At 73.2% G+C, this 25,484-nt stretch carries 23 protein-coding genes and 2 tRNA genes; 18 read left to right on the top strand and 7 right to left on the bottom strand.

The features are described 5' to 3' along the window. Positions 1-99: 99 nt before the first annotated feature. Both AB0O19_RS11915 and AB0O19_RS11920 read left to right on the top strand, forming a co-directional pair. The gene (locus AB0O19_RS11915; protein WP_363619222.1) at positions 100-1,419 is read left to right on the top strand and encodes a S8 family serine peptidase; all 1,320 of its coding nucleotides are present in this window, start codon (positions 100-102) and stop codon (positions 1,417-1,419) included. Positions 1,420-1,541: 122 nt separating this feature from the next. Continuing rightward, complete coding sequence (locus AB0O19_RS11920) at positions 1,542-2,876, top strand: MFS transporter (protein ID WP_363585328.1); 1,335 nt, start codon at positions 1,542-1,544, stop codon at positions 2,874-2,876. 20 nt (positions 2,877-2,896) lie between these two features. Here AB0O19_RS11920 and AB0O19_RS11925 read toward each other — a convergent pair whose 3' ends face one another. Further along, the gene (locus tag AB0O19_RS11925; RefSeq protein WP_363619223.1) at positions 2,897-3,493 is read right to left on the bottom strand and encodes a flavodoxin family protein; all 597 of its coding nucleotides are present in this window, start codon (positions 3,491-3,493) and stop codon (positions 2,897-2,899) included. A gap of 185 nt (positions 3,494-3,678) precedes the next feature. On the opposite strand from AB0O19_RS11925, the gene AB0O19_RS11930 reads away from it, so the two are divergent. From AB0O19_RS11930 to AB0O19_RS11950, 5 genes are all read left to right on the top strand, one after another. Continuing rightward, complete coding sequence (locus AB0O19_RS11930; protein ID WP_363585326.1) at positions 3,679-4,128, top strand: helix-turn-helix domain-containing protein; 450 nt, start codon at positions 3,679-3,681, stop codon at positions 4,126-4,128. 195 nt (positions 4,129-4,323) lie between these two features. Then, positions 4,324-4,399: transfer RNA gene (locus AB0O19_RS11935), tRNA-Thr, on the top strand. A 182-nt stretch (positions 4,400-4,581) separates the two neighbouring features. Continuing rightward, a complete protein-coding gene (locus AB0O19_RS11940; RefSeq protein ID WP_063348056.1) occupies positions 4,582-5,250 on the top strand; it encodes a LuxR C-terminal-related transcriptional regulator in 669 nt (222 codons plus the stop codon). Positions 5,251-5,400: 150 nt separating this feature from the next. Continuing rightward, positions 5,401-6,363 carry a UDP-glucose 4-epimerase GalE gene (galE, locus tag AB0O19_RS11945; protein ID WP_350877731.1) on the top strand — a complete coding sequence of 321 codons (963 nt, stop codon included), beginning with the start codon at positions 5,401-5,403 and terminating at the stop codon, positions 6,361-6,363. A gap of 298 nt (positions 6,364-6,661) precedes the next feature. After that, entirely contained in the window at positions 6,662-7,609 is a 948-nt protein-coding gene (locus AB0O19_RS11950) for a response regulator transcription factor (protein WP_363619224.1), read from the top strand. 15 nt (positions 7,610-7,624) lie between these two features. Here the strand turns inward: AB0O19_RS11950 and AB0O19_RS11955 are convergent, their stop codons facing one another. Next, positions 7,625-8,122, bottom strand: coding sequence for a MarR family transcriptional regulator (locus tag AB0O19_RS11955; protein ID WP_363585323.1), 498 nt, complete (start codon positions 8,120-8,122; stop codon positions 7,625-7,627). Positions 8,123-8,232: 110 nt separating this feature from the next. Here AB0O19_RS11955 and AB0O19_RS11960 point away from each other — a divergent pair, with 110 nt between their 5' ends. Then, a complete protein-coding gene (locus AB0O19_RS11960) occupies positions 8,233-9,024 on the top strand; it encodes a methyltransferase domain-containing protein (RefSeq protein ID WP_363619225.1) in 792 nt (263 codons plus the stop codon). A gap of 91 nt (positions 9,025-9,115) precedes the next feature. Here the strand turns inward: AB0O19_RS11960 and AB0O19_RS11965 are convergent, their stop codons facing one another. Together AB0O19_RS11965 and AB0O19_RS11970 are read right to left on the bottom strand one after the other, a co-directional pair. Beyond that, positions 9,116-9,718, bottom strand: a complete 603-nt coding sequence (locus tag AB0O19_RS11965) for a TetR/AcrR family transcriptional regulator (RefSeq protein WP_063348051.1) — start codon at positions 9,716-9,718, stop codon at positions 9,116-9,118. A gap of 191 nt (positions 9,719-9,909) precedes the next feature. Next, positions 9,910-10,902 carry an acyl-CoA desaturase gene (locus AB0O19_RS11970; RefSeq protein WP_363619226.1) on the bottom strand — a complete coding sequence of 331 codons (993 nt, stop codon included), beginning with the start codon at positions 10,900-10,902 and terminating at the stop codon, positions 9,910-9,912. Between the two features lie 249 nt (positions 10,903-11,151). On the opposite strand from AB0O19_RS11970, the gene AB0O19_RS11975 reads away from it, so the two are divergent. The 6 genes from AB0O19_RS11975 (at position 11,152) to AB0O19_RS12000 (ending at position 16,019) form a co-directional block, all read left to right on the top strand. After that, a tRNA-Gln gene (locus AB0O19_RS11975) sits at positions 11,152-11,222 on the top strand. Positions 11,223-11,366: 144 nt separating this feature from the next. Next, the gene (gene glmU, locus AB0O19_RS11980) at positions 11,367-12,821 is read left to right on the top strand and encodes a bifunctional UDP-N-acetylglucosamine diphosphorylase/glucosamine-1-phosphate N-acetyltransferase GlmU (RefSeq protein ID WP_363619227.1); all 1,455 of its coding nucleotides are present in this window, start codon (positions 11,367-11,369) and stop codon (positions 12,819-12,821) included. Positions 12,822-13,021: 200 nt separating this feature from the next. Next, on the top strand, positions 13,022-13,999 hold the full coding sequence (locus AB0O19_RS11985) for a ribose-phosphate diphosphokinase (protein WP_350877737.1): 978 nt from the start codon (positions 13,022-13,024) through the stop codon (positions 13,997-13,999). A gap of 283 nt (positions 14,000-14,282) precedes the next feature. Continuing rightward, positions 14,283-14,870, top strand: a complete 588-nt coding sequence (locus AB0O19_RS11990) for a 50S ribosomal protein L25/general stress protein Ctc (RefSeq protein ID WP_363619228.1) — start codon at positions 14,283-14,285, stop codon at positions 14,868-14,870. Positions 14,871-14,979: 109 nt separating this feature from the next. After that, complete coding sequence (pth, locus tag AB0O19_RS11995; protein WP_063348046.1) at positions 14,980-15,558, top strand: aminoacyl-tRNA hydrolase; 579 nt, start codon at positions 14,980-14,982, stop codon at positions 15,556-15,558. A gap of 137 nt (positions 15,559-15,695) precedes the next feature. Next, positions 15,696-16,019 (top strand): hypothetical protein, encoded by a 324-nt coding sequence (locus AB0O19_RS12000; RefSeq protein WP_363619229.1) that lies wholly within the window; start codon positions 15,696-15,698, stop codon positions 16,017-16,019. A 160-nt stretch (positions 16,020-16,179) separates the two neighbouring features. On the opposite strand, the gene ppc is transcribed toward AB0O19_RS12000, so the two are convergent. After that, positions 16,180-18,915 carry a phosphoenolpyruvate carboxylase gene (gene ppc / locus AB0O19_RS12005; RefSeq protein ID WP_363619250.1) on the bottom strand — a complete coding sequence of 912 codons (2,736 nt, stop codon included), beginning with the start codon at positions 18,913-18,915 and terminating at the stop codon, positions 16,180-16,182. A 334-nt stretch (positions 18,916-19,249) separates the two neighbouring features. On the opposite strand from ppc, the gene AB0O19_RS12010 reads away from it, so the two are divergent. Next, a complete protein-coding gene (locus AB0O19_RS12010; protein ID WP_363619230.1) occupies positions 19,250-20,518 on the top strand; it encodes a histidine kinase in 1,269 nt (422 codons plus the stop codon). Between the two features lie 69 nt (positions 20,519-20,587). Here AB0O19_RS12010 and AB0O19_RS12015 read toward each other — a convergent pair whose 3' ends face one another. Beyond that, positions 20,588-21,097 (bottom strand): SUKH-3 domain-containing protein, encoded by a 510-nt coding sequence (locus AB0O19_RS12015; protein WP_363619251.1) that lies wholly within the window; start codon positions 21,095-21,097, stop codon positions 20,588-20,590. A 77-nt stretch (positions 21,098-21,174) separates the two neighbouring features. Beyond that, positions 21,175-21,636, bottom strand: coding sequence for a YwqJ-related putative deaminase (locus tag AB0O19_RS12020; RefSeq protein ID WP_350877742.1), 462 nt, complete (start codon positions 21,634-21,636; stop codon positions 21,175-21,177). A gap of 380 nt (positions 21,637-22,016) precedes the next feature. Here AB0O19_RS12020 and AB0O19_RS12025 point away from each other — a divergent pair, with 380 nt between their 5' ends. The 3 genes from AB0O19_RS12025 to AB0O19_RS12035 all read left to right on the top strand — a co-directional run bounded on the left by AB0O19_RS12025 (position 22,017) and on the right by AB0O19_RS12035 (position 25,434). Beyond that, positions 22,017-23,201 carry a Gfo/Idh/MocA family oxidoreductase gene (locus AB0O19_RS12025; protein ID WP_363588391.1) on the top strand — a complete coding sequence of 395 codons (1,185 nt, stop codon included), beginning with the start codon at positions 22,017-22,019 and terminating at the stop codon, positions 23,199-23,201. Next, positions 23,198-24,328, top strand: coding sequence for a DegT/DnrJ/EryC1/StrS family aminotransferase (locus tag AB0O19_RS12030; protein ID WP_363619231.1), 1,131 nt, complete (start codon positions 23,198-23,200; stop codon positions 24,326-24,328). Before AB0O19_RS12025 ends, AB0O19_RS12030 begins: the two co-directional genes overlap by 4 nt. A 104-nt stretch (positions 24,329-24,432) precedes the next feature. Further along, positions 24,433-25,434 carry an SMI1/KNR4 family protein gene (locus AB0O19_RS12035; RefSeq protein ID WP_363588387.1) on the top strand — a complete coding sequence of 334 codons (1,002 nt, stop codon included), beginning with the start codon at positions 24,433-24,435 and terminating at the stop codon, positions 25,432-25,434. Positions 25,435-25,484: the final 50 nt, after the last annotated feature.

A 25,484-nucleotide genomic window follows, 5' to 3' on the forward strand; every position in this document is an offset into this window, starting at 1 on the left:
GACGGCAACGACTGCCCGGCCACTGGGCTCTCCCGGTGGCCGGGCAGACCTGTTCGGGGCACGCTCCCCGGTCGACGGAGAGATTGACGAGGAGTTGCGATGGGGCGGACGAACGCGCGAGTGCGTTGGCAGGTGCTTGCTACGGCACTCCTGACCGGGGTGACTTTGGTCGGTACAGCCGAAGCCCCAGCGGTTGCCGATGGTTCGATCCGTGCGGATCAGTGGCACTTGGACGCCATGCACGCGTCGGAGATGTGGAAGATTTCCAAAGGCGATGGGATCACTGTTGCAGTGATCGACGGCGGCTTCAAGATGGATCATCCGGATCTCGTGGGGCAGTTTTTGCCTGGCATGGACTTCAGTGGCAGCTCTGGTGGAGTCGGGTTCGACTCTGAGGGGCATGGAACACAGATGGCCAGTCTCATTGCGGGGTCTGGAAAGGCGAAAGGAGGGAACGGAGCTTACGGGCTGGCGCCAGAAGCAAAGATCCTTCCGTTGAAGATTGCTAATGGGACCGAGGGGGCGCTTGTCTCTGCCGATTTCCTTGGCCAGATTGGACAGGCCATCACCTATGCGGTCGATCAGGGTGTAAAGGTCATCAACATCTCGCAGGGAATTTCTGCTGCCAGGACATCGCCCGGCGACGTGGCCAAGTTGAATTCAATCATTGCGATGGCGAGGGCAAAGGGTTCGCTGGTTGTTTCCAGTGTTGGCAACTCTGCGCAGTCAGGAAATCTGGTCGAGTATCCGGGAGCGTTGCCCAACGTCGTAGGGGTGGGGGCGGTTGGTCGCGATGTCATTGCGACGGCAGAGTCTCAGCAGGGTCCGCAAGTCATTCTTGCTGCTCCTGGCGTAGACATGATCGAGGCTTGCACTGGCCCTACCGGCTATTGCAAGAGCCATGGAACTTCGGATTCCACTGCACTGGTTTCTGCCTCGGCTGCATTGATCTGGTCTATTCACAAGGATTGGTCGGCGAATCAGGTTCTGCGGGTGTTGATCAATACGGCCGGGAAGCCGACTGATGGATCCGTCCGCAACAATGATGTCGGTTATGGCGTAGTGCGGCCTCGGGTCGCTCTGGCGGACCCTGGTGATCCCGGGCCGGCGGACGTGTCTCCGGTTCCGGCGGCGGAGACTGCGCCTTCGGCCAGCCCGTCCGCGTCGGCGAGCCCGTCGGCTACTTCGACGCCTTCGCCGAGTACGGCCGCCCCGAGTCCGAGTGAGGTGGCCGTGGGGGTGCCTCCGGTGGGGCCGGCGGCGGAGAAGTCCTCCGGCTCGGGTGGTGCATTGCCGGTCGTGGCCGGTGTGGTGGGTGGGTTGGTGCTGGTCGTCGGTGTGGTGTTCGTCGTGCTGCGGCGGCGGAAGGCCGGTGGACAGCCTGCGGTGCCGCCGGGGGAGGACCCGTACGTGCGGTGATCCGGGGGCCTGCGCTGGTGTGCGCCTGCGGTGTTGAGCCGGGGGCGCGTGGGGTGGGGTGTGCGCGGGGGTCACTCGGGTGGGGGCTGGTGGCGGGGCGGGCTGGTGTCCAGGGTGGTGGTATGGATGCGGAGGAAGCCCGGCGGGCGGGGCAGTTGAGGCGTGCGGCGGCTGCGGCGCTGATCGGTACGGCGATCGAGTTCTACGACTTCTTTTTGTACGGGACGGCGGCGGCCTTGGTGTTCGGGTCGGTGTTCTTTCCTGAACTGGGCACGGTGGGGGCGCTGTTGGCGGCGTTCTCGGTGTACGCGGTGGCGTTCCTGGCCCGGCCGCTGGGGGCGGTGGTGTTCGGGCATTTCGGGGACCGGGTGGGGCGGAAGGCGACGCTGGTGGTGTCGCTGCTGTTGATGGGGCTGTCGACGGCGGCGGTGGGGGTGTTGCCGGGGTTCGGGTCGTGGGGGTGGTGGGCGCCGGTGGCCCTGGTGGCGTTGCGGGTGTGTCAGGGCGTGGGGTTGGGCGGGGAGTGGGGCGGGGCGGCGCTGCTGATCGCGGAGAACGCGCCGGCCGGGCGGCGGGGGCGGTACGGGGCGTTCCTGCAGTTGGGGCCGACGAGCGGGTTCGTGTTGGCGAACGGGGTGTTCCTGGCGGTCCAACTCGGCTTGGACGAGCGGGCGTTCCGGGAGTGGGGCTGGCGGGTGCCGTTCCTGGCGTCGTTGGGGCTGGTGGCGGTGGGGCTGTTCGTGCGGCTGCGGTTGGAGGAGACGCCGCTGTTCCGGCCGGACGAGCCGAGGGACCGGGCGCCGGTGGTGGAGGTGTTGCGCGGGCACTGGCGCACGGTGCTGCTGGGCTGCGGGGCGATCACCGTGGGGTACGCGCTGTTCTACCTGACCACGACGTACGCGTTGGCGTACGCGACGTCCGGGCTCGGGGTGGCGAGTTCGCTGGTGCTGGTGATGCTGCTGGTGGGCGCGCTGGGCATGGGCGTGACGGTGTGGGTGAGCGCGTCGCGCAGTGACGGCTGGGGGCGGCGGCGGACGCTGTGCTGGGCGACGGGCCTGGCGGCGGGGTGGTCGCTGGTGCTGTTCCCGCTGCTGGAGACGGTGCGCCGGCCGTTGATGTTCGTGGCGCTGGCGGGTGCGTTGGTGGTGCTGGGGTGCCTGATGGGGCCGGTGGCGGCGTTCCTGCCGGAGTTGTTCCCGACCCGGGTGCGGTACACGGGTGCCGCGTTGACGTACAACCTGGGCGGCGTGGTGGGCGGGGCGACGACGCCGCTGGTGGCGACGCGGCTGACGGAGGCGTACGGGACGGCGGAGCCGGTCGGCTGGTACCTGGTGGGGTTGGGCGCGGTGGCGCTGGGGTGCCTGTGGCTGCTGCCGGAGACCGGTGGCGCGGAGTTGGGGGCGGTGGACGGCGGACGCCGCCGGGCGCCCCTCCTGGGGGCGGACCCGGCGGCGTAGGTGCCGACCGTGCGGTGCGGTCAGCCGGCGAGGGCGGCGCGGCCGGCCAGCACGACGGCGGTGTGCTGGGCGACCCGCTCGCCGAGGTACTCGGCGGTCGCGATGTCGGCCTTGTGCACGGCCTCGGGGCCGGCGTCGGACGGGCTGGAGGCGGCGGCGCCGTTGAAGAAACCGAGGCGGTTGAGGTCGTTCTCGGTGGCGGTGGTGGCGTTCCAGCCGGGCTTGAGGCCGAGGTTGACCCAGCTCATGCCGTGCTGGGCGGCGAGGGTCTGGAAGAAGCCGAGGGTGCCGGCCTTGTCGCCGCTCTTGGAAGCGGAGTTGGTGAAGCCGGCGGCGACCTTGTCCCGCCAGGCGTCGGAGAACCAGCGCTTGCTGGTGGCCTCGGCGAAGACGTGGAAGGCGCCGGAGGCGGTGCCCATGTAGGTGGGGGAGCCGAAGACGATCGCGTCCGCGGCGTCGAGCTGGGCCCACTGCTCGTCGGTGATGGTGTCGACGGCGATCGAGACGACCTCGGCGCCGGCGGCGGCGGCGCCGCGGGCGACGGCCTCGGCGATGACGGCGGTGTGGCCGTAGCCGGAGTGGTAGGCGAGGGCGACGGTCGGGCGGATGGCGGTCATACGGGGGCACTCCTGTACGGGAACGGGTGCGGGCAGGGGCAACGCAGGCAAGGCAGGGGCAAGGCAGGGAGCGGCGGCGGGGGGCGTGCTGCCGCACCCCGGCCCGTCGACCGGTCTCCAATATAGACCAAGTCTCCATTAGTTACCAAGGGTGGATTGGAGACCGCGGGGCTACCCTGGACGGCATGACGACGGAGGAAGCGGCCCGGGCGGAGAGCGGCACCGGGCGGCAGGGGCAGGAACGGGAGGGCGGGCAGGACCGGGAGCAGGAGCTCGACGTCTTCGCCCAGCTCTGTCCCAGCCGCGCGATGTTCGCCGAACTGGCCGACAAGTGGTCGATGTTGATTCTGATGAGCCTCGCCGCCTGCGGGCAGCAGCGGTTCTCCGAACTGCAGCGCGGCGTCGGCGGGGTCAGTCGCAAGATGCTCACCCAGTCGCTGCGCAGCCTGGAGCGCAGTGGACTGGTGCGCCGCACCGTGTTCCCGGAGACGCCGCCGCGGGTGGTCTACGACCTGCTGCCGCTCGGCCGGGAGCTGGCCGTACTGCTGGCGCCGCTCGGCCGGTGGACGGAGCAGCGGACCGGGCAGATGCTGGCCGCCCGCGAGGAGTTCGACGAGACGCACGCCGAAGGCTGACCTGGCGCACGCCGAAGGCTGACCACGCGCGCACCGAAGGCGCGCCGAGGACTGGCCGGGCCCGCGCCGAGGGGCGGGTGCCCGCCCGCCGGGGGTCGGTCCGGCATGCGCCGGGGCCGCGGACCCGATTTCCCTTCCTGGCCGCCAGCCGTGTAATGTCTTCCTTGTTCGACCGGCCCGGTGAAAGCCCGGCAAGCCCCTATAGCTCAGTCGGTAGAGCGTCTCCATGGTAAGGAGAAGGTCTGCGGTTCGATTCCGCATGGGGGCTCCATTCGAAGGCCCTCGCTTCATGGCGAGGGCCTTTTGCTGTTCCCCGATCAGACCGTCGGGCCCGGTGCGGAGGCCGAGCGCGGCGGCCTAGCGGGTCGGGTACGGAATGCGCTGTGATGGTGCGTCATCGGCCGCCCGCCCATGGGGTGCGGGCGCGAGCCGAACCCCGACCGGGAGGGCGTCATGGGCGTTCGACTCGTGGTGGTCGACGATCACCGGCTGTTGGCCGAGGCGCTGGCCACGGCGTTGCAGCTGCGCGGCCACCGGGTGCTCGCGGTCGGCTGCCCGGCCGGGGTCGCGGCCGATCTGGTGGTCGGCCGGCGGCCGGAGGTGTGTCTGCTGGGGGTGGCCGCGCCGAGTGAGCCGGCGGCTTTCGACGGGCTGCGCCGGATCCGCCGGGAGCGCCCCGAGGTGGCCGTGATCGTGCTCGGTCCAGTGGGTGAACTGCGCGGTGTGGCGGGGGCGTTCGCGGCCGGGGCGGCGGGGTACGTGCCGAGCGACGAGCGGATCGGGGTGGTCGAGCGGGCGATCGGGCGGGCCCGGGCGGGCGAGGCGGCGGTGGCCGTGGACGTGCTGCGCGGGGCCTTCGACCAGTTGCTGCGGCCGGTCGCCGAGCCGGACGACGAGGCGGTGCGGCTGCTGCGGCTGCTGACCCGCCGTGAGGTGCAGGTGCTGGCCCGGATCGCGGACGGGGAGGACACGGCGGCGATCGCCGCCGGGATGCGGATCGCCGCGAGCACCGCCCGGACGCACGTCCAGCGGGTGCTGATGAAGCTCGGTGCGCGGACCCGGCTGGAGGCGGCCGCGGTGGCGGCCCGTACCGGGCTGCTGGAGCGGATGGCCGGCGGCTGAGGGGGGCTCGGGGTCCGTGAAACCGGCTCCCGGGCGGCCCGTTCACATGGTCCTGGGCACTCCGGCGGGCAGGGAGAATAGCCTCAGTCGTACACACGTCATCGACGGCCGCCGCTGACCGGCGGACCGTCGCCCGCTGGAGGTCTCATCATGAGTAAGTACCTGGTCACGGGTGGCGCCGGCTACGTCGGCAGCGTGGTGGCCGCCCACCTGCTGGAGGCGGGGCACCAGGTGACCGTCCTGGACGATCTCTCCACCGGTTTCCGCGAGGGCGTCCCGGTCGGTGCCGAGTTCGTCGAGGGTCGGGTCCAGGAGGCCGGCCGGGTGCTGGACGGTTCCTTCGACGGCGTGCTGCACTTCGCCGCCTCCTCGCAGGTCGGCGAGTCGGTCGTGGACCCGGAGAAGTACTGGCGCAACAACGTGGCGGGTTCGCTGGAGCTGGTCGCGGCGATGCGCGCGGCGGGTGTGCGCAAGCTGGTGTTCTCGTCCACCGCCGCCGTCTACGGCGAGCCGGAGGTCGTGCCGATCGCGGAGACCGCCCGCACCTCGCCGACCAACGCCTACGGCGCCACCAAGCTCGCCGTGGACCACCTGATCACCAGCGAGGCCGTCGCGCACGGCCTGGCCGCCGTCTCGCTGCGCTACTTCAACGTGGCCGGTGCGTACGGCGCGTACGGGGAGCGTCACGACCCCGAGTCGCACCTGATCCCGCTGGTGTTCCAGGCGGCGCTGGGTCAGCGCCCGCACATCGCGGTGTACGGCGAGGACTACCCGACCCCGGACGGCACCTGCATCCGCGACTACATCCACGTCGCGGACCTGGCCGACGCGCACCTGCTGGCGCTGGACGCGGCCAAGCCGGGCGAGCACCTGATCTGCAACCTGGGCAACGGCAGCGGCTTCTCGGTGCGCGAGGTGATCGAGTCTGTCCGGCGCGTCACCGGCCGGGAGATCCCGGTGCAGGCGGCCGGCCGCCGGGCCGGCGACCCGGCCGTGCTGGTGGCCTCGGCGGCCCGCGCCCACGAGGCGCTGGGCTGGACGCCGCGCCGCCCGAACCTGGACGACATCGTCGCCGACGCCTGGAAGTTCGCCCTGGAGAAGCACGGCAAGTAGGCCGCAGGACCCCGCAGGCGCCGCTCCCGGAGGTTCGGGGGCGGCGCCTCGGCGTTGCCCGCTTCGACCGGTGATGGCGTGAAATCCCGCCACTCGCGCACCTCCTGACGAAACTTCACCAAACCGCCACGAGGGGGTTTCCCGGCCCGTACGCTGAGTGCGGTACCGGTGGGGGCCGGCGCCCTTTTCGGCCTCACCGGCCACCGGTGGGCGGGCGGAGTGACGGGCCCAGACCGCGGGTGCCGGGGCCGGTCCCCGCCCCCGGGCTCGGGTCGGTCTGAGCAGGGGGGTAGTGACGATGGGGCGGATCCGCGTCCTGGTGGTCGACGACCACCGGATCTTCGCCGAGGCCCTGGCCGCGGCGCTCGCCGCCGAGCCCGACGTGGAGGTGGGGGCGGCCGGCAGCGGGGCCGCCGCCGAGCGGGCGCTGGAGCGTGCCGCCGTCGAGGGGCGGGCCTTCGACGTGGTCCTGATCGACGCCGACCTGGGGGCCGAGGGCACTGCTTCGGCGGGTGTCCGGAGCCGGCTCGGCCCGGACGCGGCCGACGCGGCCCGGCGGCGGCCGGCCCAGGCGGTGCCGCCGCCCCGCCACCCGGTCGGCCCGCCGGTGGCGCAGTCCGGCGGCCGCCCGGTGGACCTGCTGCGCCCGGGCGGGCGCGGCACGGAACCGGCCCGCTCCGACGCGTACCGGGCCGACCAGCTCAGAACCACGCCTCCGGCACCGGACGGCATCACCCTGCTCGCCCGGGTCCGCCGCGCCCATCCGGGGCTGCGGGCGGTCGTGCTGGCCGTCGCCGACGACCCGCACCGCGCCGCCCGGGCCCTGCACGCGGGCGCCACCGGCTGGGTGGCCAAGGAGAGTTCGCTGGCCCGGCTGCTCTCCGTGGTCCGGGGGGTGCTGCGAGACGAGACGCACCTGCCGCCCGCGCTGCTGACCGGGGTGATCCGCGAGCTGACCACCGCCCGGCGGGACCGCACCGAGAGCGAGCGGCTGGTCGACACCCTCACTCCGCGGGAGAAGCAGATCCTGCGCTGCATGGTCGCGGGCCTGGGCCGGCAGGCGGTCGCGGAGCGGCTCTACCTGTCGCCGCACACCGTCCGGACGCACATGCAGAACGTGCTCGGCAAGCTCGGGGTGCACTCCACGCTGGCCGCGGTGGCGGTGGCCCGCCGGGCCGGGGTCAGCCCGGCCGAGCCGGCCCTGCCGGCGCCGCCGTCCGTCGTGACCGCGGTGGACCGGACGTGAACTCCGGGGCGCGGATCAGCCCGGGATGTTGTCGAACGGGGCGACCAGCTGCCGCAGGAGCGCGGCGAGTTCGCCCTGCTGGCCGGAGCTGAGCTGGGCGAGCAGTTCGCGTTCGTGCGTGAGCAGTCCGGCGAGCGCCTGGTCGGCGCGGTCGCGGCCGTCGTCGGTGAGCCGGACGAGCACGCCGCGCCGGTCGTCCGGGTCGGGCAGGCGCTTGACCAGGCCCTTGCCGGTGAGGCGGTCGATGCGGTTGGTCATGGTGCCGGAGGTGACCAGGGTCTGGGTGAGCAGCTGGCCGGGGGAGAGCTGGTAGGGGGAGCCGGCCCGGCGCAGGGCGGTCAGGACGTCGAACTCCCAGGGCTCCAGCCCGTGCTCGGCGAAGGCGGTGCGGCGGGCGCGGTCGAGGTGCCGGGCGAGTCTGCTGACCCGGCTGAGTACCTCCAGCGGCTCCACGTCGAGGTCGGGGCGCTCTCGGCGCCACGCTGCGACCAGCCTGTCGACCTCGTCCTCCATGACGATCAGTGTATCGGTGGATGTGTCGATGTGAAGTCTCTTGACGTCGAGAAATGTGCCAGCAAGGCTACCTGGGATATCTTGATGTCGAGATACTTGCGAGGTGGACCATGACCAGTCCCGTCTGGGACCCGGCGCAGTACCTGCGCTTCGCGGACGAACGCACCCGTCCGCTGCGCGACCTGCTCGCCCGCGTCCCCGCCCTCCCGAACCCGAGCGATCCCGTGATCCTCGACATCGGCTGCGGCCCCGGCAACTCCACCGCCGTGCTGCGCGCACGCTGGCCGCACGCCCGCCTCACCGGCGTCGACAACTCCGCCCCGATGCTCGCCACCGCCCGCACCGACGGTGAGCCCACCGCCGACTACCTGCTCGCCGACGCCCGCGACTTCGACCCGGCCCCGGCCGGACCCGACCTGATCGTCTCCAACGCCACGCTGCAGTGGATCGACGGCCACCTCGACCTCGTCCCGCGCTGGGCCGGCGCCCTGCGGCCCGGCGGCACCGTCGCCTTCCAGGTCCCCGGCAACTTCGACGCCCCCAGCCACACCCTGCTCGCCGAACTCCGGCGCAGCCCCCGCTGGCGCGGCCTCCTCGGCGACGACGCCGCCAGGGCCGGCGTCCACCCGCCCGAGCGCTACCTGGACGCCCTCACCGCCGCCGGCTGCGCGCCCGACGTCTGGGAGACCACCTACCGCACCCTGCTCCCGGGCCCGGACCCGGTCCTCGCCTGGGTCAAGGGCACCGCCCTGCGCCCCGTCCTCACCCGGCTGACCGACCCCGCCCGCCGAGCCGCCTTCCTCGCCGAGTACGGGGCGCTCCTGCGCGAGGCCTACCCGGCCGGGCCGCACGGCACCGTCTTCCCGTTCCGGCGGATCTTCGCCGTCGGGACCAGGGCCTGATGCGGGGCGGGAGGGCCGCCGGCCCTTCCGCCCGTCGGTCGCTCCTTCCGCCCGCCGGTCGGCCCCACCCCGCCGCCGGTTCGCCCGCAGGTCAGTCCTTGCGCCCGCCGACCAGCCTCGGGTGCCGCTCCAGGCCCTCCAGCCCGTGCCAGGCCAGGTTCACCAGGTGCGCCGCGACCTGCGCCTTGTCCGGCTTGCGGACCTCCAGCCACCACTGCCCGGTCAGCGCCACCATGCCGACCAGCATCTGCGAGTACATCGGGGCCAGTCGCGCGTCGAAGCCCCGGGACTTGAACTCCAGGCCGAGGATGTCCTCCACCTGCGTCGCGATGTCGCTGATCAGCGACGCGAAGGTGCCGGTCGACTGGGCCACCGGGGAGTCCCGGACCAGGATCCGGAAGCCGTCCGTCGAGGTGTCGATGTAGTCCATCAGCGCGAACGCGGCCTGCTCCAGCAGCTCCCGCGAGTGCCCGCCGGTCAGCGCCCCCGTGACCATGTCCAGCAGCAACTGCATCTCGCGGTCCACCACCACCGCGTACAGCCCCTCCTTGCCGCCGAAGTGCTCGTACACCACCGGCTTCGACACCCCGGCCCGCTCGGCGATCTCCTCCACCGAGGTGCCGTCGTAGCCGCGCTCCGCGAACACCGTCCGGCCGATCTCCAGCAGCTGCTCCCGCCGCTGCTTGCCGGTCATCCGGACCCGCCCGCCCCGGCGGCGCGGCGCCGGGGCGGGCGCACCCCCCGAGGCGCCCTCGCCCGCCGGTGCAGCGGTTCGCGGACGGGCCGGCGCCGCGTCGGGCGCCGCGTCCGTCCGCGTGCTCTGGTGGCCGCCTGTGCTGTCTGCGCTGCTCCCGTTCACCCCTACATCATGCTGGAAGCGACGACTCATGCGGCGCGGCGGGCGGCGATCCGCTGCGCGTCCGGCCAACGGACGTCCCGGACCCAGCCGGCCAGCTCGAACCAGCGGATCAGCCGGGCCGAGGAGTCGATCTGCCCGCGCAGCACCCCGTGCCGGGCGGCCGTCGGGTCCGCGTGGTGCAGGTTGTGCCAGGACTCGCCGCAGGAGAGCACCGCCAGCCACCAGACGTTGCCCGAGCGGTCCCGGGAGCGGAACGGGCGGCGGCCGACGGCGTGGCAGATCGAGTTGATCGACCAGGTGACGTGGTGCAGCAGGGCCACCCGGACCAGCGATCCCCAGAAGAAGGCGGACAGCGCGCCCGACCAGGACAGCGTCACCAGCCCGCCGACCAGCGGGGGGAGCAGCAGCGAGATCATGGTCCAGAGCCAGAACAGCCGGGAGATCCGCCGTATGGCCGGATCGCGGACGAGGTCCGGCGCGTACGTGAGCTGCGGGGTCTGCTCCTCGTCGAACATCCAGCCCATGTGCGCCCACCACAGGCCCTTGAGCAGGGCCGGGAGGCTCTCCCCGTAGCGCCACGGCGAGTGCGGGTCGCCGTCCTTGTCGCTGAACCGGTGGTGCTTGCGGTGGTCGGCCACCCAGCGCACCAGCGGGCCCTCGACCGCCAGGCTGCCGGCGACCGCGAGGGCGAGCCGCATCGGGCGGTTGGCCTTGAACGCGCTGTGGGTGAAGTAGCGGTGGTAGCCGACGGTGATGCCGTGGCAGGTGAGGAAGTACATGGCGACGGTGATCGCCGCGTCCGTCCACCCCAGTCCCCACCCCCAGGCCACCGGCACGGCGGCCACCAGCGCGGCGAACGGCACGAGGATGAACAGCCCGAGCGCCAGCCGTTCGGCGAGGCCCTGCTTCTCCCCGCCGCGGGTGGCGGACAGCCGGGTGGCGGCGGTGTCGGTGGGATCGGGGGATTCGGTGGGAAGCGCGGCGTTCCCCGCGCTCGGCTCGCCGGCCTTGGTGGTCATGGGCGTCCCTTTGCGTCATCCCTGTGCGGGAGGCAGGAGCGGAGGCTACGTTGGCGTAACCTACGGCATCGTAGGTTGCGCTCCGCGGCGAAGGGAACACGCCGCCGCACGGCGCTTGAGTGAATTCACCCGACTGGATGGATGAACCGGCGGCCCGGCTTGTTCGACCGTTCCCGGCGGATCGGGGCCTGCGGATCGCGGCAGTTGATACCCATGGCAGGGTCGACTCGGGTAGGGTCTGAGCAACCATCCGCCGTGGTGTAATGGCAGCACAGGGCCCTTTGGAGGCCTTTGTCTGGGTTCGAATCCTAGCGGCGGAGCCTCTGCACGCCTCAGGTTCGGGCGTACCGCCGAACCGCCGGTATTGTCGGTGCTGCTCGGCGGACTGTGCGAATGGCGACCGGCCTCGGTCCGGTCCGGGCCCGTTCTGCCCGCTCTGTGAACCGACCGAGGAGCCTCCCCGCATGGGTGCCAATTCGCTTGCCGCCGTTGTCGTGCTCGCCGCCGGTGGCGGGACCCGGATGAAGTCGAACAAGCTGCCCAAGGTGCTGCACGAGGTCTGCGGCCGGTCGCTGGTGGGTCATGCCGTCTCGGCGGCCAGCGAACTGACGCCGGAACAGCTCGTCGTGGTGGTCGGACACCAGCGGGAGCAGGTCCAGGAGCACCTCGCGGCGCACTACCCGGCGGCCCGTCCGGTGGTGCAGGAGGACCAGAAGGGCACCGGGCACGCGGTGCGCACGGCGCTGGAGGCGCTGGCCGCCGACGGCGTGGTGCTGGACGGCACGGTGATCGTCACCGCCGGGGACTCCCCGCTGCTGACCGGGGACACGCTGCGCCGCCTGGCGAAGGCCCACGCCGGCCAGGACAACGGGGTCACCGTCCTGACCGCCGTCGTCCCCGAGCCCTTCGGCTACGGCCGGATCCTGCGGGACGAGGACGGCACCGTCGCCGCGATCGTCGAGGAGCGGGACGCCACCGCCGTCCAGCGCTCGATCGCCGAGATCAACTCGGGCGTCTTCGCCTTCGACGCCAAGCTGCTGGTCGAGGCGCTGGCCGAGCTCACCACGGACAACTCGCAGGGCGAGGAGTACCTCACCGACACCCTGGAGATCCTGCGCACCGCCGGACACCGGGTGGGCGCCGTGGTCGCGGAGGACCACCGGGACATCCTGGGCATCAACGACCGGGTGCAGCTCGCGCAGGCCCGCCGGCTGCTGAACGACCGCCTGCTGGAGCGGGCGATGCGGGCCGGCGTCACCGTGGTGGACCCGGCGACCACCTGGATCGACGTGCAGGTGACGTACGAGCCGGACGCCCTCGTGCTGCCGAACACCCAGCTGCAGGGTGCCACCCACCTGGGCGAGGGCTGCGAGGTCGGCCCGAACTCGACCCTGACCGACACCCTGATCGGCGCCGGCGCCCGTGTGAGCAACACCACGGCGGACCGCGCCGAGGTGGGCGAGCTGGCCACCGCCGGCCCGTACGCCTACCTGCGGCCGGGGGCCAAGCTGGCCCGCAAGGCGAAGGTCGGCACCTACGTCGAGGTGAAGAACTCCGAGCTGGGCGAGGGCGCCAAGGTGCCGCACCTCTCCTACATCGGGGACGCCACGATCGGCGAGGGCACCAACGTCGGCGCGGCCTCGGTCACCGTGAACTACGACGGCGTCAACAAGCACCGCACGGTGATCGGTGCGCACTGCCGCACCGGTTCCGACAACATGTTCATCGCCCCGGTGGCGATCGGGGACGGCGCCTACACCGCGGCCGGTTCGGTGATCACCACCGACGTCCCGCCGGGCGCGCTCGGAGTGAGCCGGGCGCACCAGCGCAACATCGAGGGCTGGGTGGAGCGCAAGCGCCCGGGGACCACCTCCGCGCGGGCCGCGAAGGCCGCGACGGACGGGGCCGCGGACGCCTGACGGGACGGGCGGGAGCCCGAGGGCGGTCCCGGGGCGGACGGTTTCTGCGTGGGCGCGTAACCTTGGGGTCATACGTGCGCCACTGGGCTTACGGCCCGTGTCCAGGCGTACCGACAATTCCCCCGACCCCGTGCGAGCCGGCTGCGCCTGCCCGCACGGGACGACGGGGTTCAGCGTCAGCAACGCGAGGAGACGGTGCAGTGAGCGGGATCACGACGTCGGGTGAGAAGAAACTCAAGCTCTTCTCCGGCCGTGCCCACCCGGAACTGGCGAGGGAGGTGGCCGAGGCGCTCGGGACCGAGCTCGTCCCGACCAAGGCCCTGGACTTCGCCAACGGCGAGATCTACGTCCGCTTCCTGGACTCGGCCCGCGGCGCGGACTGCTTCGTGATGCAGAGCCACACGGCTCCCATCAACCAGTGGATCATGGAACAGCTGATCATGATCGATGCGCTGAAGCGGGCCTCCGCCAAGAGCATCACCGCGATCCTGCCGTTCTACGGGTACGCCCGCCAGGACAAGAAGCACCTGGGCCGCGAGCCCATCTCGGCGCGCCTGGTCGCCGACCTGCTGCGCCAGGCGGGCGCCGACCGGCTGATGGCCGTGGACCTGCACACCGCGCAGATCCAGGGCTTCTTCGACGGCCCGGTGGACCACCTGTTCGCGCTGCCGATGCTGGCGGACTACGTGGGCGGGAGGGTGGACCGCTCCAAGCTGACCATCGTGTCGCCGGACGCCGGCCGGGTGAAGGTGGCCGACCAGTGGTGCGACCGGCTGGACGCGCCGCTGGCGATCATCCACAAGCGCCGCGACATGACCCAGGCCAACACCATCCTGTCGGCCGAGGTCGTCGGTGACGTCAAGGACCGGGTCTGCGTCCTGGTCGACGACATGATCGACACCGCCGGCACGATCTGCGCCGCGGCCGACGCGCTGTTCGACAACGGTGCCGCGGACGTCCTGGTGGCGGCCACCCACGGCGTGCTCTCCGGCCCGGCCGCGGACCGGCTGAAGAACTCGCGGGTGAGCGAGTTCGTGTTCACCAACACGCTGCCGACCCCGGCGCAGATCCAGCTGGACAAGATCACCACGCTGTCCATCGCCCCCTCGATCGCGGCCGCGATCCGCGAGGTGTTCGAGGAGGGTTCGGTCACGAGCCTCTTCGAGGGCGTGCACTGACGAAGCCCGACGGCGGCGGCCCCGGTCCGGATCGGACCGGGGCCGCCGCCGATTTCACGGGAGGCCGTTCATGCGGTTAGACTCGTGAAACTGCTCGGCGAGGGATGCCGTGCGCCTGCTTGCCGGGTGCCCGCTCCGTGATCGACGCGCTGCCGGTGTCGGATTTCCGTCCGTCGGCAGAGGCCGTTACCGCCGAGTGACCCCCGAACGTACTGAGGGTGTGGCCCCGGCGGTTTTTCGCGTTGCCTGCACCCCCGCGCCAGTCTTCCCGAGGAGTGCAGTCGTGTCCGAGATCCGCATCGCCGCTGAGACCCGTTCCGAGTTCGGCAAGGGTGCCGCCCGTCGCGCCCGCCGTGCCGGCTTCGTCCCCGGTGTCGTCTACGGCCACGGCCACGCCCCGGTTCACCTGAACCTGCCGAGCCACGACCTGATGATGGCGCTCAAGACCCCGAACGCCCTGCTGGTCGTGCCGATCGAGGGCAAGGACGAGTACGTGCTGCCCAAGGCCGTGCAGCGCGAGGCCATCAAGCGCACCATCGAGCACGTCGACCTGCTGCTGGTCAAGCGCGGCGAGAAGGTCACCGTCGAGATCCCGGTCCTGACCGAGGGCGAGCTGGCCCCCGGCGGCAACCTGCTGGAGCACGTCCTCAACGCGCTGCCGATCGAGGCCGAGGCCACCCACCTGCCCGAGTCGGTCACCGTCTCGGTCGAGGGCCTGGAGTCCGGTGCCTCCGTCCTCGCCAAGGACATCGCCCTGCCGGCCGGCGTCACCCTGGCCGTCGACGCCGACGCCGTCGTGCTGCAGGTCATCGGCGCCCAGGCCGCCCCGGCCGAGGACGAGGCCGCCGAGGCCGAGGGCACCGAGGCCTGAGCCTCGCCCCACCAGCTGTGACCGCTGCCCCGGTCGCTCCCCTCGGAGCGGCCGGGGCAGCGGTGTGTCCGGGAAGATGACGTAGAGCGCGCACAGGAGGAGAGAGGGCATGGCTGACGAGTACGAGGGCCCCTGGCTGGTGGTGGGGCTGGGCAACCCGGGCGAGCAGTACGCCCGGAACCGGCACAACATCGGGTTCATGGTGGTGGACCTGCTGGCGCAGCGGATGGGCGCGAAGTTCAAGGCGCACAAGAGCCGGGCGCAGGTGGCCGAAGGACGGCTGTCCGGCCGCCGGGTGGTGCTGGCCAAGCCGATGTCGTTCATGAACCTCTCCGGCGGGCCGGTGACGGCGCTGCGGGACTTCTACAAGGCGCCGGCCTCGGCGCTGGTCGCCGTCCACGACGAGCTGGACATCGACTACGCGGCGCTGCGCCTCAAGCTGGGCGGCGGGGACAACGGCCACAACGGACTGAAGTCGATCACCAAGTCGCTGGGGCCGGACTACTACCGGGTGCGGTGCGGGATCGGCCGGCCGCCGGGCCGGATGGAGGTCGCGGACTTCGTGCTGAAGGACTTCTCCGGCGCCGAGCGCAAGGAACTGGAGTGGTTCGTGGACCGCTCGGCGGACGCGGTGGAGGCGCTGCTGTCCGAGGGGCTGGAGCGGGCGCAGGGCACCTACAACTCCTGATGCTCCATCAAGTCCGGGAGCGGTGTTACGCAACGGTCGTACAACGCTTGACGGTCCAAACCTGAATCCGTGTGAGAACCCTGTGCGGGATCGGATAGCGTCGGCCTGGTACGCGAACGAGTCCTGGGGAGTTCTCGATGCGGGGTTTTCGTCCGGTCCGCCGACTGCGGCGGCTCCGGGTGGTCCGACTGAAGCAGTTCGGACGGCGGGTCGGCACGGTCGGTGCGCTGGGGGCGGCCGGGGTGCTGCTCTCGGGCGGCGCGGTGGCGCACGCGGACGCGGTGGCCGAGCCGGATCCGGGCGTCTCCGCGGATCCGGCGGCGGCGCAGTTCGGGCCGCTGCTCGGTGACTCGATGGGCACGGACGCCGGGCTGCTGGCGGTCGGCGGCGGCCTGGTGGTCGCGGCCGGCGGCGCCGCGCTGTGGCTGAAGCGCCGGCGCACGGGCGAGCCGGGCGAGTAGGCCGTGTCCGGGGCCTGGCCGCCCGCGCGGTGAGCACGACACCGGGCCGGTGCCCACGGGCGCCGGCCCTTTCGCGTGCCCCGAACCCTTCCGGTACGGGACGGGGCCGCCGCCCACCCCGGAGGGCGGACGGCGGCCCCGTCCCGTACGCGCGGTGGCGTCAGCCGGTGTTGCGCAGGCCGGCGGCGATGCCGTTGACGGTCAGCAGCAGCGCGCGGGCGCGCAGCGGGTCCTCGTGGCGGCCGGTGGCGACCTCCTCGCGCTGGCGGCGCAGCAGCGCGACCTGGAGGTAGGAGATCGGGTCGAGGTAGGCGTCGCGGACGGTGAAGGTCTGCTTGAGCACCGGGTTGTGCTCCAGCAGTTCGCCCTCGCCGGTGAGCCGGAGCACCTCGCGCAGGGTGAGGTCGTGCTCGGCGACGATCTGGTCGAAGACGTGGTGCAGTTCGGCGGGCACCAGCTGCTCGACGTAGTGGCGGGCGATCCGCAGGTCGGTCTTGGCCAGCGTCATGGCGACGTTGGACAGGAAGTTGCGGAAGAAGTGCCACTGGCCGTGCATCTCGTCGAGCACGCCGCCGAGGCCGGCCGCGCGGGCGGCGGCGAGGCCGGAGCCGACGCCGTACCAGCCGGGGACGATCTGGCGGGACTGGGTCCAGCCGAAGACCCACGGGATGGCCCGCAGGCCGTCGAGGCCGGCGCCGGAGTCGGGGCGGCGGGACGGGCGGGAGCCCAGGTGCAGCGAGGCGAGCTGGTCGACCGGGGTGGCGGCGAAGAAGTACTTCGGCAGGTCGTCCTGCTCGACCAGGGCGCGGTAGGCGGTGTGGGCGGCCGCGGAGACCTGGTCCATCGCGGCGTCCCAGCGGGCCAGTTCCTCGGGGGCCTGGCGCGGGGCGGTGTGCAGCGCGGAGGCGGAGAGGGTGGCGGAGATGGTCAGCTCCAGGTTCTCCCGGGCGAGGGAGGGGAGCAGGTACTTGTCGGAGATGACCTCGCCCTGCTCGGTGACCTTGATCTCGCCCTCCAGGGTGCCCCAGGGCTGGGCCAGGATGGCCTCGTGGGAGGGGCCGCCGCCGCGGCCGACGGTGCCGCCGCGGCCGTGGAACAGGCGCAGCCGGATGCCGTAGCGGTGGGCGACGTCGCGCAGCCGGCGCTGGGCGCGGTGGATCTCCCACTGGGAGGTGGTGATGCCGCCGAACTTGGAGGAGTCGGAGTAGCCGAGCATGACCTCCTGGACGTCGCCGCGCAGCGAGACGAGCAGCCGGTAGGAGGGGTCGGACAGCATCTCGTCGAGGATGAGGTCGGCCTTCTGGAGTTCCTCGGTGGTCTCCAGCAGCGGCACGATGCCGATCTTGGCGATGCCGCCGTGCAGGTCGATCAGGCCGGCCTCGCGGGCCAGGACGGTGGCGGCGAAGACGTCGTCGGCGCCCTGGCACATGGAGATGATGTAGCTCTCGACGATCTCGTCACCGAAGCGCTCGAAGCCCTCGCGGATGGTGTTGAAGACGCCGAGGGTCTTGGTGCCGGCCGCGTCCAGCGGGGCCGGGGTGGGGGCGAGCGGGCGGCGCGAGCGGAGCTCCTTGGCGAGCAGCTTCTGCCGGTACTCGCGGGGCATGTCGGCGTAGCGCCAGGCCTCCTCGCCGAGGCGGTCGAAGAGCTGGCCGAGGGCGTGGTGGTGGGCCTCGGCGTGCTCGCGGACGTCCATGGTGGCGAGCTGGAGGCCGAAGGCCTCGATGGTGCGGATGGCGCGGGCGAGGCGGCCGTCGGCGATCAGCTCGCCGCGGTGGGAGCGCAGGGAGTCCTGGATGAGCCGCAGGTCGGTGATCAGCTCGCGGGTGCCGAGGTAGTCGCGGCCCTCGACGTGCGGGGTGCCCTGGGCGAGCCGCTCGCGGGTGTTCTCCAGCTTGAGCCGGACGCAGGTGGCCTTGAGGCGGTAGGGCTCCTCGGCGTTCATCCGCTTGTAGCGGGGGCTGAGCTCGGGGAGCTGGTGCAGGTCGGTGTTGAGCGAGGCGAGCAGTTCGACCGAGGCGCCGGCCAGCCGCTCGGAGGTGGAGAGGGTGCTGCGCAGGTCGTCGACGGCGGCCAGGGCGTCCTTGATGCCGTACTCGTGCTGGAGGTTGAGGACGTCCCAGGTGACCTGCGGGGTCACGTTGGGGTTGCCGTCGCGGTCGCCGCCGATCCAGGTGCCGAAGGTGAGCGGGCGGACGCCGTCGGGCAGGGTCAGGCCGACCCGGCCGAGCTCCTCGTGCAGTTCCTCCAGGACCTGGGGGACGGCGTCGCGGTAGAGCTCGTCCAGGTAGTAGACGGCGTTGCGGGCCTCGTCGGTGGGCTCGGGGCGGGCGATGCGCAGCTCGTCGGTCTGCCAGAGCAGGTCGATGACCTCGGCGAGGCGGCGGTCGGCCTGGCGGCGGGCGCTGCTGGTGCGGGCCGGGTCGGCCTGGGAGAGGCCGGCGGCGATCTCCTCGCGGTGGATGCGGTCGAGGAGTTCGCCGATGCGGCGCAGCTTGTTGAGGACGCTGCGGCGGGCGGCCTCGGTGGGGTGGGCGGTGAAGACCGGCCGGACGGCGAGGTGGGCCAGGGTGTTCTCGAGGTGCTTGGGGTCGGCCTCGGCGAGCTGGTCGGCGGTCTGGGCGAGCAGCGAGCCCTCCCGGGCGCGGCGGGTGGCGAACTCGCGGCCTCGGTGCACCTGTTCGGTGACGTTGGCGAGGTGGAAGTAGGTGGAGAAGGCCCGGACCAGCTTGGCGGCGGTGTCCAGGTCGATGTCGGAGAGGAGTTCGGCGGTGGCCTCGCCGTCGGTGCGGCTGAGCAGGCGGACCTGTTCGACCAGGCCCAGCAGCTGGGGGCCTTCCTGGCGGACCAGCGTCTCGCCGAGCAGGTCGCCGAGGCGGCGGATGTCCGCACGCAGGGCCGCGTTGTCGGCAACTGGGCCGGTGGCGTGGACATTGGGGCTGTCCGCCGGGGTGGGGACCGGAGCGGTCACGGCTGGCTCCCTGTGGTGGTGGGGTTCGGCAACGGCTCATCGTCACAGGTCCGCCCGCGTGTGGCGGGTGTGACGCGTGCGGACCGCGCTGTCCGACGCGACCAGCATAGGTGTCGGGGCGGTCGCTGTCCGCGAGGTGGCCGGATGGCGGACAGTGACGCCGCAGGCCGCATGTGGTCTGGACCACTTGGGGGTCCGGGGAGGTGCCGGGGGCAATCCCGGTGGGGAGGGGAGGGGGTTGCCGCTTAGGCTGTCGGCCATGAGCAAGTCGCCTGGGGAGCGCGCGCCGGTCCGGTCGTTCTGGTGGTGGGAGCGGCCGCGCAGCGCCTTCCTGGACATCGGGCTGGCGGTGCTCGCCGCGCTGGAGTGCGCGCTCAGCACGATCGCCTTCCTCTCCGGCCGGGTGCACCTGGACGCCGCCGGGGTGGCCGGCACCTCGCTGCTCGGCGTGGTGGCGGGCGGTTCGCTGGTGCTGCGCCGCCGCTGGCCGGCCGTACCGGTGCTGGTGACCCTGGTGGCGATGCCGGGGATGCTCGGCGTCCTGCTGCTGGTGGTGTCGCTGTACACGCTGGCGGCGACCTGGGAGTGGCCCACCCGGCGCTGGCGGGTGGTGGCGCTGTCCGCACTGGCCTTCGCCGAGACCGTCGCCGTGATGATGGTGTCGATGCTGACGCCCGGCGACACGGCGGTGGAGCAGCCGCCGCTCTGGGGCCAGGTGCTGATCGCGGTGCTGGTCTCCGTCGGCCTGACCGTCCCGCCGGTGGTCACCGGACTGTACGTGGGCGCGCGGCGGCGGCTGATCGACTCGCTCAAGGACCGCGCGCACGGCCTGGAGACCGAACTGGACCTGCTGGCCGAGCAGGCCCAGGAGCGCGCCCGCCGGGCCCGGCTGGAGGAGCGTACCCGGATCGCCCGGGAGATGCACGACGTGGTGGCGCACCGGGTGTCCCTGATGGTGGTGCACGCCGGGGCGCTGGAGCGGATCGTCGCCAAGGACCCGGAGAAGGCCGCGCAGAGCGCCAAGCTGATGGGCGAGGTCGGGCGGCAGGCGCTGAACGAGCTGCGGGAGATCCTCGGCGTGCTGCGGATGGACGACGAGCGCCAGCCGGAGCCGGACTCGCTGGCCGGGCTGCCCCGGCTGGTCGACCAGTCCCGGGCGGCCGGCATGGCGGTGACGCTGACCGTCAGCGGCAGTCGGCAGGAGTTCACCGGCGAGGCCGAGCAGACCGCCTACCGCGTCGTCCAGGAGGGTCTGACCAACGCGCACAAGCACGCGGGCGGCGCACAGGTGTCCGTCCTGCTCGCGTACGCGCCCAACGGGGTGCGGGTGAGCGTGGTGAACGCCTGCCCGGGCGGCGGCGGGGGCGCGGCGAAGCTGCCCAGCGGCGGCAACGGGCTGGTCGGGATGCGGGAGCGGGTGATCGCGCTGGGCGGCACCTTCTCCTCCGGGCCGGAGGCGGACGGCGGGTTCCGGGTCGAGGCGGTGCTGCCGTCCCGGCTGGCGGTCCGGGCCGAACGGCTGCGGTGACGCGCCGCCAGGCCCGGCCCGGCGGTCAGGGCGCGTCGGCGGACCGCCCCGGGGCCCGCCGGGCCGCCGTCAGGATCCGTCGGCGGTGCGCAGCCGCTCCGGGGCGGTGCCCAGGACCAGGGTGGTGACGGCCTGGTCGATGCCGTGCCCGAGGAACCACTCGCCGGTGTGGTCCAGGCTGTAGACCCGGCCCTCCTCGTCGACGGCCAGCAGCGCCTGCCCGTACGCCTCCTCGCCGAGCGGGGCGAGCTGGGTGCCCAGGGCGCGGCCGAGGTCGAGCAGGGTGCGCGGCTGGTGCAGCCCGCACAGCGGGTCGATCAGGAACGGGGTGCGGGCCAGCTGGCGGCCCGGGCCGGCCAGGTCGAAGGCGAGGCCGCCGAACTCGGCCCAGGCCTCCACCGCCGCCGGGAACACCGCGTGCCGCAGACCGGACGGCCCGCCGTACCCGACCAGGGCGTCGGCCCACTCCTCGGCCTGCCGTATCTGCCAGCGGCCGGGGTGCCAGCCGGCCGCCTTGAGCTCGGCGGCGACGTCGGCGGGGAAGCGCGGGCGAACCCGCCCGGTGGGGGCGGCGGACAGGGTGGCCGGCGGGGGCGGGCTGGGCGGGTTCAGGGCGGACTCCAGGGCTCGGGGACAGGGGGCGTACGAGGGCGCGGTCAGGGCGCGGGCGGCCCGACGGCGACGCTCTGCACGGTGAAGTGCTCCAGCATCGGCGCGCAGGAACGGCACGGCGGGGCGTGGGTGCCGTGCGCCGGGTCGCCCTCCTCCCGGATGCGAACGGTCGTCATCCGGGAGCCCTTGAGCGCCTTGCGGGCCTCGTGCAGGGTCATCGGCTTGCGGGCGGCGCGCTTGGAGCGCCGGCCGTCGACCGCGGCCAGGTGCTGGGAGAGCAGGACGGCCTCCGGGCAGCGGCCGGTGAACCGCTCGCGCGCCTCGACGGGCAGCGTGTCCAGGAACTCGCCGACCAGCGGGTGCAGGACCGGCCGTCGGGCGTCCTTGTCCCCGGCCAGGGTGTGCACCTCGCCGCCCTTGAGCGACAGGGCGGCGGCGACGGCGGGCAGCAGGCTGTCGCGGTGGTGGCGCAGCACGGGCGGGCCCGCGGGCTCACCGGTGGTCATGCGTCGTCCTCCTCCTCTGTTCCCGCTGACGGAAGGACCGGTGGGACGGTCCGGGGCAAGCCTGTCAAACGACACCGACATCCGCACAACCGGGGTGCGGGGGCGGACGAACGACCGTGCGGGACCGGCCGGGCCGGCACCCGATCCTCGCCGGACCGGGGCCGGATCCGCACACCGTCGTCACGACTTGTCCGCCGATTTCCCGAAACCACCCCCGGGCCGGGGGCACGGCCGGTACCGTTCCGGCAGCGAGGCCGAAGGGGATCCGGCCGACCGTCCGCGGACGCGCGGGCGGGCCCGGACCCGGTGCCCGCGCCGGACGTTGGGGCCGCCGGGGTGGGCCCGCGCCCGCCCCGGCGGCGGAGCGAAGGGGCTCGTGGATGACGTCGGAGCAGCCCGGTCGGAACGGACCACGGCAGCGGTCGGGGGCCTGGGATGCGCAGGCCGCCAACCAGGCGCCCGGCGGGCACGTGCCCACGCCGGGCGAACCGCCCCGGCCGGCGCCGGAACGCCCGGTGGGCCTCGCCGTGGTCGGGGCCGGCTACTGGGGCCCGAAGCTGGTCCGCAACGCGCAGGACACCCCGGCGCTGCGGCTGCACTGGCTGTGCGACCTGGACGAGGCCAAGGCCCGTACCGTGCTGGGGGAGTACAGCACCGTCCGGGCGACCGGCTCCTACCGGCGGGTGCTCGACGACGAACGGGTCGGGGCCGTCGCGGTGGCCACGCCCGCGGCCGCGCACTACCGGCTGGTGCGGGCCGCGCTGGAGGCCGGCAAGCACGTGCTGGTGGAGAAGCCGATCACCACCTCGGCCGCCGAGGCCGCCGAACTGGTCGACCTGGCCGAGCGCAGCGGGCTGGTGCTGATGTGCGACCACACCTTCTGCTACACCCCGGTGGTGCGCCGGATCCGCGAGCTGGTGCACGGCGGCGAGATCGGCGACGTCCAGTTCTTCGACTCGGTGCGGATCAACCTCGGCCTGGTGCAGCCCGACGTGGACGTGCTGTGGGACCTCGCCCCGCACGACCTGTCGATCCTCGACTTCGTGCTGCCGCCCGGCGTCGAACCGGTCGGGGTGTCCGCCCAGGGCGCCGACCCGATCGGCGCCGGCCGGGCCTGCGTGGCGTACCTGACGGTCCGGCTGAGCAACGGCGCGCTGGCCCACTGCCACGTCAACTGGCTCTCCCCGACGAAGGTCCGCACCACGCTGATCGGCGGCTCCCGGCGCACCCTGGTCTGGGACGACCTCAACCCGCAGGCCCGGCTGGCCGTGCACGACCGCGGCGTCGACCTCACCCCGCCCGACCAGCTGACCGACGCGATCCGGCACCGGGCGCTGATCTCCTACCGGGTCGGCGAGATGGTCGCGCCCGCGCTGGTCGAGCAGGAGGCGCTGCGCAACGTGATGGCCGAGTTCGCCGCCGCGATCACCGAGCGCCGGGCCCCGCTCACCGACGGCCGGGCCGGGGTGCGGGTGCTCCAGCTGCTGGAGGCGGCCTCGCTCAGCCTCGAACTCGGCGGTGCCACCGTCCCGGTGGGGTCCGGGGACCGGGCGGCCACCCGGTGAGCGCCGGCATCCCGCCGGCCGACCCGATCCCGCTGGTCGACCTGGCGGCCGCGCACGCCGAGGTCGCGGCCGAGGTCCGGGCCGGCTTCGACCGGGTGCTCGCCTCCGGCGGCTACGTCAAGGGCCCCGAAGTGGACGGCTTCGAGCGGGAGTACGCCGACTTCACCGGCGCCCGGCACTGCGTGGGCGCCGGCAACGGCACCGACGCCCTCGAACTCGCCCTGCGCGCCCTCGACCTGCCGCCCGGCGGCGGCGTCGTGCTGCCCGCCAACACCTTCGTCGCCACCGCCGGGGCCGTACAGCGGGCCGGGCTGCGCCCGGTACTGGTCGACGCCGACCCGGCGCACCTGCTGATCGACCCCGAGCGGGCCGCCGGAGCGCTGCCCGGCGCGGTCGCGCTGCTGCCCGTCCACCTGAACGGCCAGCTCGCCCCGATGGGGCCGCTGCTGGAGCTGGCCGACGGCCGGCCGGTGGTGGAGGACGCGGCGCAGTCCCAGGGCGCCCGGCAGCACGGTCGCACCGGCTACGGGCGGATCGCGGCCACCAGCTTCTACCCGGGCAAGAACCTCGGCGGCTACGGCGACGCCGGGGCGGTGCTCACCGACGACGACGAACTCGCCGCCGCCGTCCGGCTGATCGGCGACCACGGCGCGCGCGAGAAGTACCGGCACGAGCGGTTCGGCTTCAACTCCCGGATGGACGCGCTGCAGGCCGTCGTGCTGCGGGCCAAGCTGCGCCGGCTGCCCGCCTGGAACGCCGCCCGCCGGGCCGCCGCCGCCCGCTACGACGCCCTGCTCGGCGGCCTCGACGGCCTGACCCTGCCGCGCACCGCGCCCGGCAACGAGCACGTCTGGCACCTGTACGCGGTGCGGATCGGCCCCGGCCGGGACCGCGACGCCGTCCTCGCCGCGCTGCGCGCCGCCGGGATCGGCGCCGGGGTGCACTACCCCGTCCCGGTCCACCTCCAGCCCGCGTTCCGTCACCTCGGCCACCGCGCGGGGGCGTTCCCGGTCGCCGAACGGGCCGCCCGCGAACTGCTCAGCCTGCCGCTGCACCCGCACCTCACCGAGGCGCAGCAGACCAGGGTCGCCGGGGTGCTGGCCGGGGCGCTCGGGCAGCGGCTCTGACGGTTCCCCTTCTCCCGGGCGGGGGCCCGGGCCCGGAGACGACCCCCTACGCTGGTGTCCAGCAAGCGCTTCGAGAATTTGCAGCAGCCAGTGGGGGCTCCCAGATGACGACAGGTCGGCCCGGCGTCGCCGCCGCACCGAACGCGGCGTACGCAGGTCAGGTGGTGCAGTTCCCGGATCCGGTCCGCGCGGAGCGACACCCCGCCGGGGTCCGGGTGGACGAGTACGGCTACCCGGACTTCGGCCCGTACGCCGCCGCCGCGGCCGAGGTCGCCGACCCGCCGGACGGCTTCGGCGTGGACGAGCTGCGGCTGACCGACTACGTGTCGGCCAACGCCGCGCTGTTCACCCAGGGCCACCCGCTCTGGGCCGACCTGGACACCGCCGTCGCCACCCCGCCCGGCTGGACCTGGCACCACGCGGTCGGCCGGGCCGCCCCCGGCTGGCGGCGGATGGAGCTCGTCCCGGTGGAGGTCAAGGCGCTGCTGCGGCACCACGCCGGCCTGGCCACCTCCGCCGCCGACCACACCCGCCGCGGCACCCGCCCGTTGCAGGAGCGCCGGCCCGTGCACTTCTCGCTGGCCAAGGACGGCGGCGACCCGATCGGCGTCCCCGAGGACCTGGTGCAGCGCGCCGAGGAGCGCCTCGGCTACCGGCTGCCCGGCGCCTACCGCACCTTCCTCAAGCTGGGCGGCGGCCGCGCCCCGGTCGGGGTGGCGCTGGACACCGAGCTCGGCATGCTGCTCGACCAGCCCTTCCTCACCCTCAGCGAGGAGTACGGCACCCAGGACGTCGTGTACGCCAACAAGTGCCTGCGCGACCACCTCACCAAGGACTACCTGGGCGTCGCCTACGCGCAGGGCGGCATCGTCGCGCTCAAGGTGCGCGGCGACCGGGCCGGCTCGGTCTGGTTCCACCTGTACGACGACGCCCGCGACACCGGCGCGCCGGAGGCCCCGGAGGACCGCTGCGCCCGGCTGCTGCTGCCCTGCGGCGAGGACTTCGACGCGTTCCTGCTGCGGCTGGCCGGCAGCCCGCCGGAGCTGGAGACGGTCGCGGAGCTGATGGTGGACGGCGGGTTCGCCCGGGCCGTCCCGGTGGACTGACGTGGCCGCGGCGGTGGAACGAGCGGGGACGACGAGGATGGGGACAGGGG

Origin of the sequence: Kitasatospora sp. NPDC091276 (genome assembly GCF_040684355.1) — a bacterium.
Lineage (GTDB): Bacteria > Actinomycetota > Actinomycetes > Streptomycetales > Streptomycetaceae > Kitasatospora.

What these genes read in the sequence shown, in the direction of transcription:
- AB0O19_RS11970 (WP_363619226.1), bottom strand. Translation starts at nt 10,902, where the DNA reads ATGACCACCAAGGCCGGCGAGCCGAGCGCGGGGAACGCCGCGCTTCCC.
- AB0O19_RS12000 (WP_363619229.1), top strand. Translation starts at nt 15,696, where the DNA reads ATGCGGGGTTTTCGTCCGGTCCGCCGACTGCGGCGGCTCCGGGTGGTC.
- AB0O19_RS11920 (WP_363585328.1), top strand. Translation starts at nt 1,542, where the DNA reads ATGGATGCGGAGGAAGCCCGGCGGGCGGGGCAGTTGAGGCGTGCGGCG.
- pth (WP_063348046.1), top strand. Translation starts at nt 14,980, where the DNA reads ATGGCTGACGAGTACGAGGGCCCCTGGCTGGTGGTGGGGCTGGGCAAC.
- AB0O19_RS12035 (WP_363588387.1), top strand. Translation starts at nt 24,433, where the DNA reads ATGACGACAGGTCGGCCCGGCGTCGCCGCCGCACCGAACGCGGCGTAC.
- AB0O19_RS11925 (WP_363619223.1), bottom strand. Translation starts at nt 3,493, where the DNA reads ATGACCGCCATCCGCCCGACCGTCGCCCTCGCCTACCACTCCGGCTAC.
- AB0O19_RS11915 (WP_363619222.1), top strand. Translation starts at nt 100, where the DNA reads ATGGGGCGGACGAACGCGCGAGTGCGTTGGCAGGTGCTTGCTACGGCA.
- AB0O19_RS11940 (WP_063348056.1), top strand. Translation starts at nt 4,582, where the DNA reads ATGGGCGTTCGACTCGTGGTGGTCGACGATCACCGGCTGTTGGCCGAG.
- glmU (WP_363619227.1), top strand. Translation starts at nt 11,367, where the DNA reads ATGGGTGCCAATTCGCTTGCCGCCGTTGTCGTGCTCGCCGCCGGTGGC.
- galE (WP_350877731.1), top strand. Translation starts at nt 5,401, where the DNA reads ATGAGTAAGTACCTGGTCACGGGTGGCGCCGGCTACGTCGGCAGCGTG.
- AB0O19_RS11960 (WP_363619225.1), top strand. Translation starts at nt 8,233, where the DNA reads ATGACCAGTCCCGTCTGGGACCCGGCGCAGTACCTGCGCTTCGCGGAC.
- AB0O19_RS11950 (WP_363619224.1), top strand. Translation starts at nt 6,662, where the DNA reads ATGGGGCGGATCCGCGTCCTGGTGGTCGACGACCACCGGATCTTCGCC.
- AB0O19_RS11930 (WP_363585326.1), top strand. Translation starts at nt 3,679, where the DNA reads ATGACGACGGAGGAAGCGGCCCGGGCGGAGAGCGGCACCGGGCGGCAG.
- AB0O19_RS12020 (WP_350877742.1), bottom strand. Translation starts at nt 21,636, where the DNA reads ATGACCACCGGTGAGCCCGCGGGCCCGCCCGTGCTGCGCCACCACCGC.
- AB0O19_RS12025 (WP_363588391.1), top strand. Translation starts at nt 22,017, where the DNA reads ATGACGTCGGAGCAGCCCGGTCGGAACGGACCACGGCAGCGGTCGGGG.
- AB0O19_RS11965 (WP_063348051.1), bottom strand. Translation starts at nt 9,718, where the DNA reads ATGACCGGCAAGCAGCGGCGGGAGCAGCTGCTGGAGATCGGCCGGACG.
- AB0O19_RS12010 (WP_363619230.1), top strand. Translation starts at nt 19,250, where the DNA reads ATGAGCAAGTCGCCTGGGGAGCGCGCGCCGGTCCGGTCGTTCTGGTGG.
- AB0O19_RS11955 (WP_363585323.1), bottom strand. Translation starts at nt 8,122, where the DNA reads ATGGAGGACGAGGTCGACAGGCTGGTCGCAGCGTGGCGCCGAGAGCGC.